General features: G+C 44.0%; 11 protein-coding genes. All 11 read left to right on the top strand.

Features of this window, described 5'->3' with window-relative positions; translation table 11 throughout:
- Positions 1-277 precede the first annotated feature (277 nt).
- The 11 genes from AC0YN6_RS20705 (at position 278) to AC0YN6_RS20755 (ending at position 16,894) form a co-directional block, all read left to right on the top strand.
- On the top strand, positions 278-1,051 hold the full coding sequence (locus AC0YN6_RS20705; protein WP_475749159.1) for a response regulator transcription factor: 774 nt from the start codon (positions 278-280) through the stop codon (positions 1,049-1,051).
- Between the two features lie 30 nt (positions 1,052-1,081).
- Positions 1,082-2,896 carry a cache domain-containing sensor histidine kinase gene (locus tag AC0YN6_RS20710; protein ID WP_475749160.1) on the top strand — a complete coding sequence of 605 codons (1,815 nt, stop codon included), beginning with the start codon at positions 1,082-1,084 and terminating at the stop codon, positions 2,894-2,896.
- Between the two features lie 76 nt (positions 2,897-2,972).
- Complete coding sequence (locus tag AC0YN6_RS20715) at positions 2,973-4,235, top strand: ABC transporter substrate-binding protein (protein WP_475749162.1); 1,263 nt, start codon at positions 2,973-2,975, stop codon at positions 4,233-4,235.
- 20 nt (positions 4,236-4,255) lie between these two features.
- Entirely contained in the window at positions 4,256-5,005 is a 750-nt protein-coding gene (locus AC0YN6_RS20720) for a response regulator transcription factor (RefSeq protein ID WP_475749164.1), read from the top strand.
- Between the two features lie 815 nt (positions 5,006-5,820).
- Positions 5,821-9,582, top strand: a complete 3,762-nt coding sequence (locus AC0YN6_RS20725; RefSeq protein ID WP_475749165.1) for a GH92 family glycosyl hydrolase — start codon at positions 5,821-5,823, stop codon at positions 9,580-9,582.
- 66 nt (positions 9,583-9,648) lie between these two features.
- Positions 9,649-12,411, top strand: coding sequence for an immunoglobulin-like domain-containing protein (locus AC0YN6_RS20730; RefSeq protein WP_475749167.1), 2,763 nt, complete (start codon positions 9,649-9,651; stop codon positions 12,409-12,411).
- A gap of 348 nt (positions 12,412-12,759) precedes the next feature.
- Positions 12,760-14,085, top strand: coding sequence for an ABC transporter substrate-binding protein (locus AC0YN6_RS20735; RefSeq protein ID WP_475749169.1), 1,326 nt, complete (start codon positions 12,760-12,762; stop codon positions 14,083-14,085).
- Positions 14,086-14,161: 76 nt separating this feature from the next.
- Positions 14,162-15,145 carry a carbohydrate ABC transporter permease gene (locus AC0YN6_RS20740; protein WP_475749171.1) on the top strand — a complete coding sequence of 328 codons (984 nt, stop codon included), beginning with the start codon at positions 14,162-14,164 and terminating at the stop codon, positions 15,143-15,145.
- On the top strand, positions 15,146-15,973 hold the full coding sequence (locus AC0YN6_RS20745; protein WP_475749173.1) for a carbohydrate ABC transporter permease: 828 nt from the start codon (positions 15,146-15,148) through the stop codon (positions 15,971-15,973).
- A gap of 291 nt (positions 15,974-16,264) precedes the next feature.
- Positions 16,265-16,519 carry a hypothetical protein gene (locus AC0YN6_RS20750; RefSeq protein ID WP_475749174.1) on the top strand — a complete coding sequence of 85 codons (255 nt, stop codon included), beginning with the start codon at positions 16,265-16,267 and terminating at the stop codon, positions 16,517-16,519.
- A 60-nt stretch (positions 16,520-16,579) separates the two neighbouring features.
- Entirely contained in the window at positions 16,580-16,894 is a 315-nt protein-coding gene (locus tag AC0YN6_RS20755) for an S-layer homology domain-containing protein (RefSeq protein WP_475749176.1), read from the top strand.
- Positions 16,895-17,443: the final 549 nt, after the last annotated feature.

The raw sequence follows: 17,443 nt of genomic DNA on the forward strand, positions 1-17,443 counted from the left end.
GGTAAGGTTTTTTAGGTATCAATAGGTATTTCATGTAATTTTTTAGTGGGAATTGTTTTAAAAAGAGTGGTTTATTTAAAAATTAGAGATTTCCGAATTAATTGTAGTTTGTTCTGTAAGTACGAAAATGTATGATAGGGACACTAACGATAGGAGAGGATTATGAAATATGTTGTTGGTATTGATTTAGGAAGCAGATATGTGAAAGCTATTCTTGTGAGAAATGAATAGCATTAACTTATTTCTCGAAATCTTCCAAAAGAAACAGGGGGCTATAATGGAATTAGATCAATGCAAAGCGTTGGTCGTCGACGATGAAGTTTGGATTCGCGAAGGGATTCAAAATCATGTGGATTGGTCATCTTTGGACATACAACTAGTTGGTGCTTTCGAGAACGGCTTGGAAGCATTGAATTATTTGAACAGCCACGACGTGCAAATTTTAATATCGGATATACGAATGCCTACATTGTCGGGATTAGAATTGGCGACCAGGTTGAAATCTCAACAGAAGCCATTTCCTACGAAAATTATTTTTTTGAGTGGTTACGATGAATTTCATTATGCCCAGGAAGCAATTAAGCTTGGCGCTGTCGACTATTTAATGAAGCCTGCCGGAATCGAGGAGCTATCCCGGGTGCTTCAAATGGTAAAGAATGAATGGGATAACTGGACTAAGCTCCATCATAGTTCAGAACTCTTGCCGATGAACGATGTCAATGATGAGCCCGAGTCGATTCTTGTAAAAAGATCGGTGGATATCATCCGTGAACGCTACGCGGAAGAGCTTCTTTTAACAGATGTTGCGGATGTTCTTTACATTTCGCCCAATTATTTAAGCCGTTTGTTTCGTAAAGAAATAGGAATATCCTTCCAGGATTATTTGGCCCAAATACGCATCGAGCATGCCTGCCAATTGCTGACGACCACCCTTTTCAAGATTTATGAAATCGGAGAATTGTGCGGCTATTCTTCGGCGCGGCATTTTAATGATAAATTTCAGAAGATGAAAGGAATTTCTCCGGGCGATTACCGTCGGCGTTATTCATAACACGAATAACTTATTTCAATCGCAGAAAGCATGGTGGACATCTTCGTTAAGCCCATACACTCCGTTTCGATTCGCAAATTATTGCTTATTGCTTTCCTTACGTTGATGCTGATTCCGCAGTTGTTTATCACTTTGACTACATATTATAAGGAAAATGAAATTATTCAGAAACAAATGAGCCATTATTTGCTTCAGACCGTTGAACAGACCCAGCGAGCTATGGATGCCAATTTGGCGGAAATTGACCGTTTAACTTGGGCATTGCTGTATGATCAAACGACCGGTCTAGATTTTCTTGACGGTGCTTTAGGGTCGCCGTATCAAATATTCGAGGCGAGCCAACGTTTTAAGGGAAAAATTTACTCTGATATGTTTAGAGGCAGGCTAGAATATATTCGGGCAGTACATTTCATTACTCCTGAGATGAATATCCTGTCTACCGAAAATAGCTTCACGTCATACAATCAACTGGATATTGAAAATTATGAATATGTCGTTGATCTGATCGACAAAAGCCCACTTAAACTTCATTGGTTCAGTAAAAAAAGGGAGATCTATCATCCAAAGGGGGGATTCGATACGCCGATTAAGGAGTCGGTTACTGCGGCGCGTCGTTTAATTGACAGCAACTCCGGCCAATTAAAAGGTTATTTGTTTATTCAGTTCAACGACAGGTTTATCCAGGAAAATTTGAGCAATGTTCAAATCGGAGCGACAGGGGCCATTTTTGTAGCGGATCGCTCAGGCGACCGGATCTATCAGCAAGAGCGTCAAGTGATGGACAATGCAGAACTTAATGATGTAATCGCTGTCATAGCCAATGAGGAGCGAGGATATAGAATTGTTGATAAGCAGTGGCTGTTAGCCTTTCATAGTTCCGAGGTAAGCGGATGGAAAATGACGGCGATTGTTCCTTTAAACGAATTAACCGATACGAATCGACAAATTTTAAAATACCTGCTTTTGATGACTTTGCTAGGCGCTATCGTTTCGATTGTTATTTCTTATCTGCTCGCCTTTTCAATTTCTACCCCGGTTATCCATCTAGCTCGCCATATGTCTTCTGGATCATTGCAAGTTTTGAAAGAAACGTATAGTCCAATTCGAGAAATGAACATTTTGAACCGGAGTTTTAATCGGTTGATTTGGGGAACTAGCGAGCTCATTAGACAAAATGAAATTCAAGAGCAAGAAAAGCGGGAAAGCTTGCTGAAAGCGCTTCAAATGCAGATTAATCCTCATTTTTTGTATAACACGTTGGATACAATGTATTGGATGTCTATGAAATACAAGGCGGAATCTGTGAGCAAGCTGGTAACGGCTCTCGGAAGGTTCTTCAGATCTACTCTAAACTCGGGAAGAGAGTGGATTACACTGAAACAGGAGATGGAGCATCTTCAAAATTATTTGGTTATCCAATCTTATCGGTATCAGGATAAGTTCAAATATCACCTATCCATAGAAGATTCGATTGAAAACAGTATGATTATGCCGTTAATTTTGCAGCCATTGGTTGAAAACGCGATTGAGCATGGGATTTCAAAATCGAATGAAGGCGGAACGATTTCCATCGTAGCCGTTAAGATCGGTGAGCGTGTCTGCATTTCAATTGCTGACTCAGGAAGGCGATTGGATCTGGATCGCGTTCAACGATTACTGAATGAGAAACAACCAAGTGAGCATGTGGGCCTGCGTAACGTTCATCAACGCATTCAGCTTGTATTTGGCAAGGATTATGGATTACGGTTCGAGATTAATCCAATAGATGGGACGGTTGTAACTGTTACCATACCGTACCGTGAATGGCTTGCTTCTGAAAAGGCGGATGATCCTCATGATACCTAAGATGAACGGAATCCTTTATGTTTCGTTAATTTCTATGATCTTAATTTTCCTCTGGGCTGTAGGTGGAATCGTGTTTATGAATCAAATAACGATTGAGCAGCCAGCAGCGATTAGCGAAAAGAGGACGGTGAAGGTGCTGATCAGAACCGGTTCCGAATCGGCAGGTCTGCGCCAAATCGCTAAAGTGTTCGAGGCGGAATCGGACATCCAGATTGATTTTGTCGAATTGAGTCGAGATGTTTACTTTACTTCGATGGGTACGCAGCTGTTTGCCGGAACGAACGCGGTGGATGTCGTGTTTTTGCCAAATACCTCCATCGCGCAATTTGCTGCCGCTAAAGCGCTGCAACCGCTGGATCCTTTTATCAATGACTCGCGATATACGGATCAGCAAACGTTTGACATAGACGATTATTTATCGGTTTATCGATTCCAAAATGCAACATTTGCCCTTCCGACGGACATCAGCACTCATTTCCTTTATTACCGTTCGGATTTAATCCCATCGCCGCCGGAAACCTGGGAAGAGCTTTATGCCGTTGCGGCGAATTTTTCGAAGCTGCAAAACGAAGCATCACCTACAAGGTGGGGACTGGCAATGCCAGCTGTCGTTCCCGAGGAACGGTCCAAAATTTTTGCTTCATTGCTCTGGACTTTTGGAGGGGACATGATTGAGGAGAAAACGGGGCAAGTGCTTTTTGATCAAGAAGGCTCTCTGTGGGCAGGCACCTTCTTGAACCGTTTCGTCCAAGAAGGAATCGTACCGTCAGACATGATCATGTGGGATTTCACCAGAACGAGGGACGCGCTTCTTGCGGGAGAAGTCGCGATGGCAGCCCCGTATTGGAATTCAGCGTTCGATCTGATTAGAAATAGCAATTCTCCGTATAAAGACGTGATTCAGATTGCCTTGATTCCGGGAATTCGGGATAAGAGTGGAGGAATCAGCCGAACGCCGTTTCAGCACGGATGGATGCTGGCGATTAACGCGAATTCAAAGCGTCAGGAGGATGCTTGGGAATTTATAAAATTTGCAACAGGCAAGCGCGGTGGGACCATTTATGCCCATTATGGCGGAGTACCCGCGAGGCGTTCGATTTTATCCGACTCATTAATCGTCCAGAGGAGACCTGATTTTGCTCTTATTTTGGAAAGTATGAAGACAGCAAAACATGAACCTTCCCTGACGTACTACCCGGCTATGGTTGAAATTGTTAATGATGCGTTAGCAAAAATATTAACTTTGCACGAAGACCCAAAAAGCACTTTGCTATTAGCAGCTTCCGAACTTCGGAATCTAGTAGAAAAGATCAGTTGGGAAAGTGGGAAAGCGAGATGACTCATGTGGAATGCAGGGCCATGATCATCGACGATGAAGGATGGATTCGGGAAGGGCTGCGCGAACATATCGGTTGGAATAAACTCGGCATTGAGCTCGTTAATGTTTGTCAGGATGGTACAGATGCGCTTGACTATCTAAGGGAAGACCCGGTTGACATTATCCTTTCTGATGTACGCATGCCGAATATGACTGGGCTCGAACTGGTCGCTCGGCTTCGCAACAGCGAGGCTGAAGACTTGTCCCGCGTCAAGGTCATATTTCTGAGCGGCTACAGCGATTTTAAATTCGCTCAGGAAGCGCTGAGGCTCGGAGCAGTCGAATATCTGCTCAAGCCTACGGATGTGGAAGATATCGAAAACGCGCTGCTTAAGGCTAAGGCGCTCTGTTCCTTGGGTGGAGTTCCATCAACGACGTATGACGACAACATTGAACCGTTGGAAAAACCGAGCTCATTTCTGATCAAGAAGGCGCTGGGCTATATTCACGAACACTTTGCCGAAGATATCCAGCTGGCTGTCATCGCCGATGAACTATTAGTGACCCCAAACTATTTGAGCCGGTTGTTCCGGCAGGAAATAGGTCATTCGTTTAGCGAATACTTGTCCCGGTTGCGCATTGAAAAAGCATGCAGCCTGCTGGTGGATAGTACCATGAAAGTGTATCAGATCGGCGAAGCGCTCGGATATCCCAATTCGCGTTATTTCAGCGAATGGTTTCAGAAGAATACAGGAATGACCCCGTTAGAATACCGGAAAAGGCATACCTGATTGCATTTCGTTTGGGTGATAAATAGGAAGAAAAGATAGATTTACCACCTTATTGCGATTGTCCTGTTCGATTAGAATCTTATTAAGCGCTTTCAAAATAAATCGGAATGAAGGGGTAATGAAATGAAAAGGTATTTGAGTTTATTGCTTGCGGCCATTATCGTTTTTTCGACTTTACCAAATTATGCATGAGCAGCGGAGGATCCGATCAATCCTGTCAACAGTCCTGTCCAACTACAGGATTTAGTGAAGTATGTGAATCCACTATTGGTTCGAACAACTTTAAAGGCAACAGTGAATTCGCAGGTTTGGTGCCATTTGTTACTGCGCCCTTTGGCATGACGAACTTCACTCCGCAAACAAGCCAAAATAACATTGGAGGTAGTGGGTAAAGCGATTGCCGAGATGGGCATGCGGAAAGTCACTGTCAAGCGCCGACGGGAAGCACATGTTCGATGGTCGGCACTTCGACCGGTATTGAGCCGTACTTCGCGTTCAAATTCTATCGTCAGAGCCGTACCGAACGGGCTTTTTAGGCTTCACAACGGTATAAATGATAGATCTGATACATTATCTGAACGGTCAAAGACCCATATAATAGAAAGCGTTTACAAAGCAATTTGTTAAGAAAGAGGTCGATACTATAAGGAGGTTATCATGCAAAGTACAATGCAGCAGTAGAAGGCAACGGAAACGGCTTGTATGTAACAGGCGCCAAAGCCCACATCGGTGGATGTCCGTTATTAAACAATTTGAATTATGTTATTGAACAACAATGAGAACTAGGAAAAGAAAAACCGAGGAGGATTCATTAGATGAAGAAAAGGACTATACGAAAATGGTTTCATTTCATATTTTGTTTTGTTCTATTGTCAGGATTTCTAAATTTTTCGTTTGCCCCCGTTCCAAAAGTCGAAGCGAAAGCCGCAAATTTCCATTCCGGTCTCGAAGATCAAGATATTCAACCGAAGTGGAGAAACGAATCGGAAAGCAGTCTGAATGTTGAAGGAATATGTTGTCAACTAAACGGGATGGAGACGGACACTTCCGGCGAGATTCACCAATCCGGTCAAAAGGCACTAGTATATTCCGGTAAAAGCGCAGGTACAGGCAAGTCTTTTGCCTACAATAAAGTGTTCGATGTAAATATTCCTGTAGAGACTGCTACTTCCTTATCGTATTGGATTTATCCCCAAGGAAAATCAGATACGAATGGGAATGTAGTAGACAATGGGAATAACAGCACCTATGTCACCGTGGATCTTGCGTTCGATGATGGCTCCTACTTGCACGATGTCGGATCTGTAGATCAGTACGGCATTAAGCTGGATCCACAGAATCAAGGGGCAGGCGGGAAACTGGCACTGGATTCGTGGAACTTTATCACGTCCGACATCGGTTCCGTTGCTGCCGGCAAAACGATCAAGCGTATTCTGATTTCATACAAAAAATCGGATTCTCCAGGCACATTTCGGGGGTTCCTCGATAATATTCAAATCAGAGGCGCTGATCGCAGTTTAACGGATTATGTCAATCCTTTTGTCGGTACGAAGGAAGTTGATACTGGTTTTTCGAACGGATTTGGCGGTAACATTGGGAATACGTTCCCGGGTGCTACCGTGCCTTTCGGAATGGTTCAATGGAGTCCGGATAACGGTTATAGCGGTAATTCACCTGCTGGCGGCGGGTACGATTATAATAAAAATGTGATACAAGGATTTAGTATGACTCATGTGGACGGACCTGGATGCAGGATCGGACAAGCATTGCCGATCATGCCTGTTGTAGGACAAATTGTCAAGTCACCAGGGACAAATTTCGGGGATTACGCTTCCACTTTCAAGCATGCTAACGAGACGGCAACCCCAGGATATTACAGCGTGCTTCTGGATGGTTCCGCCGTTCAATCTGAGCTGACGTCTACTTTACGTACGGGCTTTGGCAGATTCACTTACCCAGCAACGAATGAAGCAACGGTGTTGATTAATACAGGAGTAGCCGGCGCCGACGTCTATGGCGGAGAAGTCAATATTGAAGGCAATAACGTTGTGACCGGGTGGACTAGAACGGGCGGATTTTGCGAAATTGGTTACGGCTCAAACTTGGCGGAAAATAAAAAGTATAATGTTTATTTTGCTGCGGAATTTAGCCAGCCGTTTGCAAATTCAGGCACTTGGGCAGGATCAGACGTTTCAACTACCGTAAAGGAACGTAAAAATGTTAAAAATGCCGGGGCATTTGTGCAATTCAATACAACTTCCAAACAAGAAGTACTTGTCAAGATTGGCATTTCCTATACCAGTGTGGAAAACGCAAAATTAAACTTGAAAACCGAAAATGCAGGTTGGGATTTTGACAGTATCAAGAATGAAGCTAAGTCCAGATGGGAGCAAAAGTTAAATACCATTCAAGTAAAAGGGGGTACGGAACAAGAAAAGAAGAAGTTTTACACTGCTTTGTATCACTCCATGATGCATCCCAGTACGTTCAGTGACGTGAACGGAGACTATATGGGCACCGACGGAAAGGTACATCGAGCGGAAGGCTATACGCACTATTCATTATTTTCAGCATGGGATACCTACCGATCTCAGATGCAGCTTCTTGCTATTCTGGCTCCAACGGAAGCGGGGGATATGGCGCAATCGCTCGTGAATAACGGGATTCAACGCGATGGTTATTTACCGTTATGGCAAATAGCCAATACGGAAACCTATGTAATGTCCGGAGACCCGGTTTCGGCCATGATACCGAGCATTTACGCTTTCGGAGCGAGGAATTTCAATACGAAGGATGCATTAGCGGTTTTGGATAAGACAGGAACGGTTCCATCGCCTATCAATCCACGTGAACGTCTGGCGGATTACCTGTCTTATGGATATATTCCTATCGATAAAAGTGGGCAATCCGCGAGCATTACGTTGGAATTTAATTCATCAGACTTTGCAATTGCCCAGTTTGCCAAATCCCTAGGCGACATGGAAAAATACAATACTTACTTGAACCGTTCACAAAGCTGGATGAGTACTTTTAACCCGGAGACCGGATATATTCAACCAAAATTAAGCAACGGCAATTTTGAGGCATCATTCAATCCTAGTAGCCATAGAGGCTTTCACGAAGCCAATTCAGCTCAAATGACGTGGATGATTCCTCATAACATCAAAGGACTTATTGAAAAAATGGGAGGCAATGATGAAGCCGTTAAGCGACTTGATTTCTTTTTCCAAGAACTCAACGTAGGCACGGATAAGCCGCATGCCTTTATGGGAAATGAACCGGGTTTCGGCGGACCTTGGACTTATAATTTTGCCGGTGCTCCGTATAAGACACAGGATGTCGTGCGTAGAGTGATGAATGAGCTCTTCCATGACGGTCCTGGTGGAATTGTTGGAAACGATGATGCCGGCGCGACTTCATCATGGTATGTTTTTGCCGCAATGGGAATTTATCCTTTTATCCCGGGCGTTGGGGGCTTTACAGTGAATGCTCCATTATTCCCGGAAATTACGATCAACTTGCCTAACTGTAATACGATCAAAATTTTGGGGCACGGCGCATCTGACACTGCCCGTTACATTCAAAAAATGAAATTGAATGGTATTGAAACTACAAACACTTGGGTGTCTTATGAACAGGTAGCTGATGGAGGAACGTTGGAATTCTGGTTGGATGATCAGCCTAATGTGAATTGGGGAACATCACCTGATGATGTACCGCCGTCTTACCAAGAGTTGGGTTCACAATTGATTCCCGGCGTGACGTATCAACTAACCAATAAAGCAACCAATCTAGTGCTCGAAGTTCCTGGCGCAAATTCAGAGAATGGAACAAAAACACAAATGGGTACGAATGTAGAGGATACAAGTCAGAAATGGTTGCTGAAAGGACCGTCTTGCTCGACGTTTACTATCGTTCAAGAAGGTAGCAATAAGGCACTCGACATTGATGCTTCGGATGAAGATTCGATTATCAATCCGATAAACGGTAGTGACGAGCAAACGTGGGATATTCTTCCTGTCGAATTCGGCTACTATAAAATAAAGAACAAGAAGAACGGTAAAGTATTGGCTGCTATTGAAGGCAATAAAACCGTAATGCAGACGGATGACGGTGGAAATTCGCAGAAATGGAGTTTCACCAGACCTGTTAAAGCGAACGTTACTTACAAGATGATTAATGTAAACAGCGATAAGGCGCTGCAAATAGATGCAGCTACCGGAAATGTACAAATTGGCACATACCGAGGCGCAGATAATCAAAAATGGGCAATAACCCCGAATAATGATGGGACGTATAAACTCATTAATCCAGCCACGGGCAAGGCGCTCGATACATTAAGCGGAGGAGTGAATGACGCTACAGGCTTAGTCATTGCGGAAAAGAGCAATCAAACCTCTCAGAACTGGAAGGTGTTCAACCTCAACAACGGCGAAATTTATAAATTAATGAACGTTAAAAGCGATAAAGCGATGGATGTAGACCGTTCTGGAACTGCGGATGGGACCAAAGTTCAAATATACTCCTTCAATGGTTCGTACGCTCAAGTATGGAAGTTGGTTGAAATCACGAATTGATCTTCAATGTAACGACTATGTCATACGGAGTCTGCATTTTAAGGAATATTATGGAGGTTCATAAAAATGAGAAAAAATGTTTTCAGGAAACTATCCACTTCAGTTGCTAGCATGATGCTGTTACTTATGGGGTTGTTGTATTTTGCGTCATTAGGCTTACACACGGCTCATGCAGCTGGGATGATGCCTAGGCCATGGCCGGATATGACCGATAACGGTATCATCGCGATTGCAAGCGGCAATTTACCGCCACGCGAAACCGTTGATCAATTATTCGATAACGATACGAGTACGAAATGGCTTACAAAGCAACCAACCGGCTGGGTGAATATGCAATTTCTAAATCATGATAGATACCCGGTAAGGGCATATACCCTGACATCGGCAAATGACGCTTCGTCAAGAGACCCTAAAAGTTGGGAATTGCTAGGTTCCAACGACGGAAATTCGTGGACACGGGTGGATGGTAGAACGAATGAGACATTCACTGCACGTTTTCAAACAAAGCTGTATGAGTTTAATAACAATACCGAATACGAATTTTACAAATTGAATGTTACCGTTAATAACGGGGCAACTGATGCGACACAGCTTGCTGAAATTGAGTTGTTTACCGCTGTCGATGACCAAACTGTAGTAACTCAAACGATTGATGCACTTAGTCTTGGGGATGTCAGTTCCGTAGTAAGCGATTTGAACTTACCGACAAGAGGGGTTCAAAATACAATAATTGTATGGGAGAGTTCGAATAAAGCCATTATTGATACGAGCGGACACATAACGCGCCCGGATCCGGAACAGGAGGACGCATCCGTAAATCTGATAGCGAAAGCTTACAGAGGCACATTCAGTATGACGAAACAATTTACCGCAACGGTTAAAGCATTAACTGAAGCCGAGGCTTTGGCGGAGGCTAAAGCAGCCCTTAAACTGGGGGAAACAAGCTCGGTAACTCGGGATTTGGTCTTGCCTGTTACAGCCAAAAGGGATACGGAAATAATTTGGATAAGTTCCAATTCCGAGATCATGGACAATAAGGGTCACATCATCAAGAGACCGGGAATCGGACAGCCTGACGTTACTTTGACTTTGACCGCCAAACTCAGTAGGGGAGCCCGTAGCGACGAAAAGGCGTTTGCCGTGACGGTGAAGGCGAGTACTGCGGATGAAATTGCGGTTCAAGAGGCTACCAAAGCGATTGAACTTGGTAATACAAGCGCGGTGACAGGAGATTTAACACTGCCAAGTCTCGGCTCACAAGGAACGTTCATTTCGTGGAAAAGTTCGGATCCGCAGATTCTCAATAATATGGGTCAAGTATTTCGTTCATGTGTTGGAGACTCAGATGTAACCGTATTGTTGACTGCGGAAGTAAGGAAAGGAAATGCATCGGACATTAAAATGTTTAACGTGACGGTGAAAGCCGAGACCATAGAATCTACTGACCAGAAGCTGGTGGATCAAGCAATAGAGATGCTTCAACTGATTGTCGATCTCGAAGCTGTAAAAAGAGATCTGTTGCTGCCCAAAGCAGGTTTGCATGGCGTAACGATTGCTTGGAATAGTTCGGATCCAAACGTCGTTGACGAGAACGGGAAAGTGATCCGGCCGACTTTAAATCAACCTGATACTGCGGTCATTCTGACTGCAACCGTAAGCAAAGGAACGGCAAGCCGCACGAAAACGTTCGATATTGTTGTGAAAGCGCGTAGCTTGGATGACCCGTACACAGTTTTAAGAAGCGATGCTACGCTAAGCGGTATCGGGATCGGCGTCACATCGCTGGCCGACTTCAGTAAGGATAAGCTCGTTTATGATGTCGAACTGCCTGAGGATACGAAGGTCGTACCGTTGGTTACCGCAGCAACGACAGACTCGAACGCAACCGTTAAAATAAGCGCTGCGGATCGTCTGCCGGGTACGACAACGATTGAGGTTACGGCGGAAGACGGCATTACAAAACAAACCTACAAGATCAATTTTCTTCTGACATCGGTTCCGAAAAACCTGGAAGCCGTCTTATCCGGTGCAAGCCATGTCGTCGCTGGTCAGTCATTAGACTTGACCTTGGGCCTACGTAATGTTACTAAGGGCATTTATGCTCAGGATTTGACTGTGACATACAATCCGGAACTGTTTGAATTTGTTTCGGTGGATTCACTTAAGACAGGAATTATTATCGTGCAAACGAAAGAAAAAACGCCGGGCGAGCTTCGAATCCTTATTGCAAGTTTAGGATCCGACCAAGAAGTTAAGGCGGATGAAGATTTGCTGAAGCTGTTCTTTAAGGCAAAAGATACATTACAGCCGAATACCGGAACTATAACGCTGTTCAACATCGTTGTTGCAGGGGCTGATGGCCCAGAGATGGGCGTGGAAGGAACTTCTCACAATGTACAAATCATCTTGGTCGATAAAGCAGCCTTGCAGGCATTGATTGCCGATGCTCAATCCAGGCATGATACGGCAGTAGAAGGAACGAAAGTAGGACAGTATCCGATAGGGTCGAAAGCTGCCCTTCAGGCAGCGATTGACGAAGCCAAAGTGGTAGCGGACAATGCGGCAGCTGACCTTCAACAGGTAGAGCAAGCGACGGTTGAATTGAATGCAGCCGTACAAGCCTTTATATCGTCGATCATCGGCCGGGCTCCAGGTGATCAGAACGGAGACGGCAGAGTCAGTATCGGCGACCTGGCCATCGTTGCTTCCTGGTACGGTAAAGAGTTAGACGACCTGGACTGGGAACAGTATAAACTCGCGGACATCGATAACGATGGAAAGATTGACATTGTCGACCTTGCGGAAATAGCTAGAATGATTCTGAATTAACCCTTTATGGAGTATGGCTTAATAGCCATACTCAGAGCGCTGAGAAACCCACTGTCTTTAAACGGTGGGTTTCTTTTTTGCTTTCTCAAGATAGTGAACGGGGAGAGAAGGAGTCGTTATGCCCCTTTGCCCTCCTATCTAGATGAAGGGCAATCTACTTGTAATCGGATAGGGGGGCTTAATAATCAGAAAAGAATAGAAAGGCTGAGGATCTGAAACGGCGTGCTGGAACATTTCTGTGCTTCAAAACGGTAAAAAGGATAGATTTCATACGTTATCTGAACGACCATAACCATATTAAAATAGATCTAGTAAAACGTTTTCGACACTATTGAGAGGGGTTTTAACATGAAAAACAAAATGAAAGTATCATTCACGGTTTTGACAACTGCAGCGCTGCTGCTTTCGGCCTGCGGCAACACAAATACCACTGGTTCAGAGTCTTCGAACACGCCGAGCAATGAGCCGGTTGCGACGCAGCAGACCGAGAAGAAGGAAGTCGAAATCTTTAGCTGGTGGACGGGTGCTGGCGAGGAAGCCGGTCTTAATGGACTTATTGGGCTTTTCAAAGAGAAGAATCCTGATATTGAAGTGATTAATGCCGCTATTGCCGGAGGTGCAGGCACGAACGCGAAGGCCGTTCTAGCAAGCCGGATGCAAGGCGGAGATCCGCCGGGCACGTTCCAGGTTCACGGGGGCGCTGAACTCAATACTGGTTGGGTTGCCGCAGACAAAGTTCAGCCTCTGAACGATCTGTATGAACAAGAAGGCTGGGCAAGCAAGTTTCCTCAAGACCTGATCGATTTGGTCAGCCAAGACGGAAATATTTATTCCGTGCCTGTGAATATCCACCGTGGCAATGTCGTGTTTTATAACAAAGAAGTATTCGAATCGAACGGCCTGCAGGCGCCGAAAACGTTTGACGAATTCTTTAGCGTCGCAGATGCTCTACAAGCAAAGGGTATTACGGCGCTGGCGCTGGGTGATAAAGAACCGTGGACAGCGACTATGCTGTTTGAAAACGTATTGCTTGGCCATTTGGGCCCGGATGGTTATAAGTCCTTGTTTACGGGAGAAATAAGTTTTGACGATGCGAAAGTGAAAGAATCGCTTGAGATCTTCAAGAAAATGTTAACCTACACGAACAAGGATCATGCGGCAAGAAACTGGCAGGACGCCGCTCAATTGGTCGCTAATGGCGAAGCGGCCATGAACGTAATGGGCGACTGGGAAAAAGGCTACTTCACGACAGACCTTCAACTAAAGCCTAATGAAGATTTTGGTTGGGTGCCAACTCCAAATTCCGAAGGTAGCTTCATGGTCGTTACCGATACGTTCGCATTGCCTAAAGGCGTCAAAGATGCAGAAACGGTCAAAGAGTTTTTGAAGGTACTAGGTTCCGTGGAAGGACAAGATATTTTCAATCCGTTAAAAGGATCTATTCCTGCCCGTATGGATGCTGATGTATCGAAATACGACGTTTATGGGCAGCAAACGATCGAGGATTTCAAAAATTCCAAACTTGCTCCAAGCCTTGCGCATGGTTCAGCCGCATCCGAAGGTTTCTCGAATCAGGTGAATCAGGCAATCACTGTCTTTGTAACGAAGGGTGACGTGGAACAAGCTGCGACTGCTTTCAAACAAGCTGCCGCAGCTAACGGCATTAACAAATAATAAGATAAAAGTTCAGGTTGGAGGGGCTGAAATTTCAGCCCTTCCAGTCTCATCTTTAGAGAAGGATGGAGAGGAAATGAGCTCAAATAGATCTATAGATACTACAGTTCCGAATCCTAAAGTTCAATTATTAGAAAGCAAACGAAAATGGAAAACCGAAAGCTTAGTTCCGATTTTGATGTTAGCGCCCTCCCTTATCGCTATATCCATTTTCGTATACGGTTTTATTGCTTGGACGGGTTTTATTTCACTGAGCAACTGGAATACGCTGAAACAGGATCTATCATTTGCCGGACTTTCCAATTTCGCGTTTTTGTTTAATGATTTCCGTTTTCAGTCTGACCTGCGGAATACGTTGATGTTTACATTGTTTTTTATTGCATGCTGCATGGTTATTGGTATCTTTTTGGCAATGCTGATCGACCAGAAAATTCGGGTAGAGGCGTTGTTCCGTAATATTTTTATGTTTCCATTGGCGCTTTCGTTTGTTGTGACCGGGGTCGTATGGCAATGGATACTAAATCCAACTACGGGGGTCAATTTGTTTCTTAAAGGATTTGGGCTTAAGGATTTGCCGGAATGGTATGTTAGTACGGACATTCTCCCGCAAATTTCTTGGGGACAAATCGATTTCGGGTTTCCACTTGCGATCATCGCCGTCGTAATTGCAGCGGTATGGCAACAATCTGGTTTTTCCATGGCGATGTATTTGGCCGGTTTGCGCGCGATCCCGGATGAAGTGCGTGAAGCAGCACGTGTCGACGGCGCAACGGAAAGGCAAATCTTTTTTCAAATCATATTGCCCATGTTGAGACCCGTCACTGTAAGTGTGGTCATTATTCTAGGGCATGTATCTTTGAAAATTTTTGATTTGATTTATGCAATGACAGGTCCCGGGGCTATGTTTGTTACGGATATGCCCGGTGTATATATGTTCGAGACAACCTTTAAGGGAAACAATTATGCCCAAGGGGCAGCGATTTCAATGATCATGTTGGCCATGGTATCCTTGCTGATCGTTCCTTATTTAATTTCCCAGAACAGAAAGGAGAAGTTATAGATGGGGAACACGGCTTCGGGGAAAATGCGACTGCTTCTTTATTTGGTTTTAATCGTAACGGCAGTCCTCTATTTGGCTCCCATTTATGTCCTGATCGTGACCAGCTTCAAAGGATTTGACGAGGTTACGTTGGACCGTATGTGGAAGCTTCCTGAAAGTTTAGATTTAACAGGCTATAAGATAGCGCTGGAAAAGCTGCTACCGAATTTCAAGAACAGTCTCATGCTGGCTATACCCGCTACATTGATTTCTGCATTATTAGGCTCCATGAATGGTTACATTTTATCCAAATGGCAATTTAGAGGTTCCAATGTTCTGTTTGCATGTATGCTATTCGGAATGTTTATCCCTTATCAAAGCGTCTTGATTCCATTAATACGTTTTCTCCAAAACATTGAAGTATACAATACGATTCCAGGGCTCATATTGGTGCATGTGATTTACGGGCTACCGATCTGCACGCTCATATTCCGAAATTTCTATGCGGGAGTTCCAATGGAGCTGTTGGAAGCTGCCAAAATAGATGGCACCGGTTTTTTTGGTATTTACCGTTATGTGATTGTGCCTATTTCCATTACCGGGTTTGTTGTCGTAGGTATATGGCAGTTTACTAGCGTATGGAACGAATTTTTGTTCGCGGTTACACTAACGACACAAAAACAGCAGCCGATCATGGTAGCACTGCAAAATCTGTCGGGAAGCCAAATCGTACAATGGAATGTGCAAATGGCTGGCGCTTTGCTGGCTGCATTGCCAACTTTGCTGGTTTATATATTCCTTAGCCGTTACTTTGTTAGAGGGATTATGGCAGGATCTGTTAAAGGTTAACATATTCACCCGTGAGCGTCCGGTCAATATGTCATTCTTGGTGGTGAGGATAATGAACTTTATTAAAGATAGACCATTATATTTGCAACTAGCAAACGAGTTGGAAACGATTATAAAAGTTCAAAATTTAAAACCGCATGACCCCTTTCCTTCCGAAGCGGAATTGGTCCGGCCGTTCGTGTGTGCAAATGGAAACTAAGCTTGTCATTGAGCCAATCTTTGAAGTGGATTTTCGTGAAAACTCGTTCGGGTGGATGGAAAACAAAGGCCTCGTAATCCGATCAAGTGGATATGTTATACAAACAGCTCGATTATGCTGCATTAGGATTTACTAACAATCAAGAGAATTTGGACGTCATGGTAGAGATTAGCGGCGCTGCGAACGAAAATGACAGTTATGCTGCGATTGCAATTAATGTTACTTTTGGTTCTTTTACCGGAAGTGGTGGAAACATTGCGATATGGAAAGGCTTATTATCGGATATGGCATTGTTACTTGTCATTATCAAATCAGGTTCATGGGCAAGGAAATTGACAGGCGCATAATTGGAATCATGAGAGTACGGAAAAGGACGTGAATACGAATGAGCGAGCTTCAAAAGCGGATTGAAGTATGACGGGACATTTAAGCCGAACAAAACGATTAGCCGTGAAGAAATGGTTATGATTCTATCCCGTATTGTGGACTTAAGCAAAGTGGACAAAGATGCTTCCAAGGGCAACTTTGCGGATATAGCAAGCGCAAGCTCTTATGCAGCAAACCAAATCAAGGATGCGGCAAAAGCAGGCATTATCAGCGGCAAGGGAAATGGCTTATTTGATCCGAAGGGCAACTCCACACGGGCAGAGGCGCTTACGATCGTTCTGAATACATTGAACCTTAACCCTCAAATAAAAACACTGTTGGACAGCTTGAAATAAAGCGTTACTTCAAATCTAATAAAAGGAACCATACGTACAGGTCAATTTATTGTAATGTATCTACTAACGAAGAACTTATCTGAACCATTCCGGAGCTATCCATTATGGCCGGCACCCAGATGCACCTGATCTGGGCTAATCGCTAACTAAGCAAGGATACCAAAAAAATGTGAAGTGTTCAAAGGACAGTGTGAACGAAAATCGCTTGTCCTTATTTTATGCGCCTATCGGAAACATCCACGTAATGGAGCATATTGAGCAAAATGCATAAGTCATGTTCGACGGAGGTATGTGGGAATTATTGTTAATTTATAGTCGTCGTTTTATTTGTCATGTGCAAAAGTACATTTTTTGATGAATGGGTTATAAAGAAATTGTAGTTTTATCGTTTTTTTAGAGTTTTTATCGGATTTTAGTGATAGTAAGATAGGCACGAGATAACCGCACTACCAGATACTAAAACGTATCAATAATGATACAGAATGTATCGCGCGAGCGATTGAAAAGGAGGAGATGGACATCGATATTGCCGACCTTGCGGCGATTGCT

It is taken from the genome of Paenibacillus sp. J22P15 (assembly GCF_056269345.1).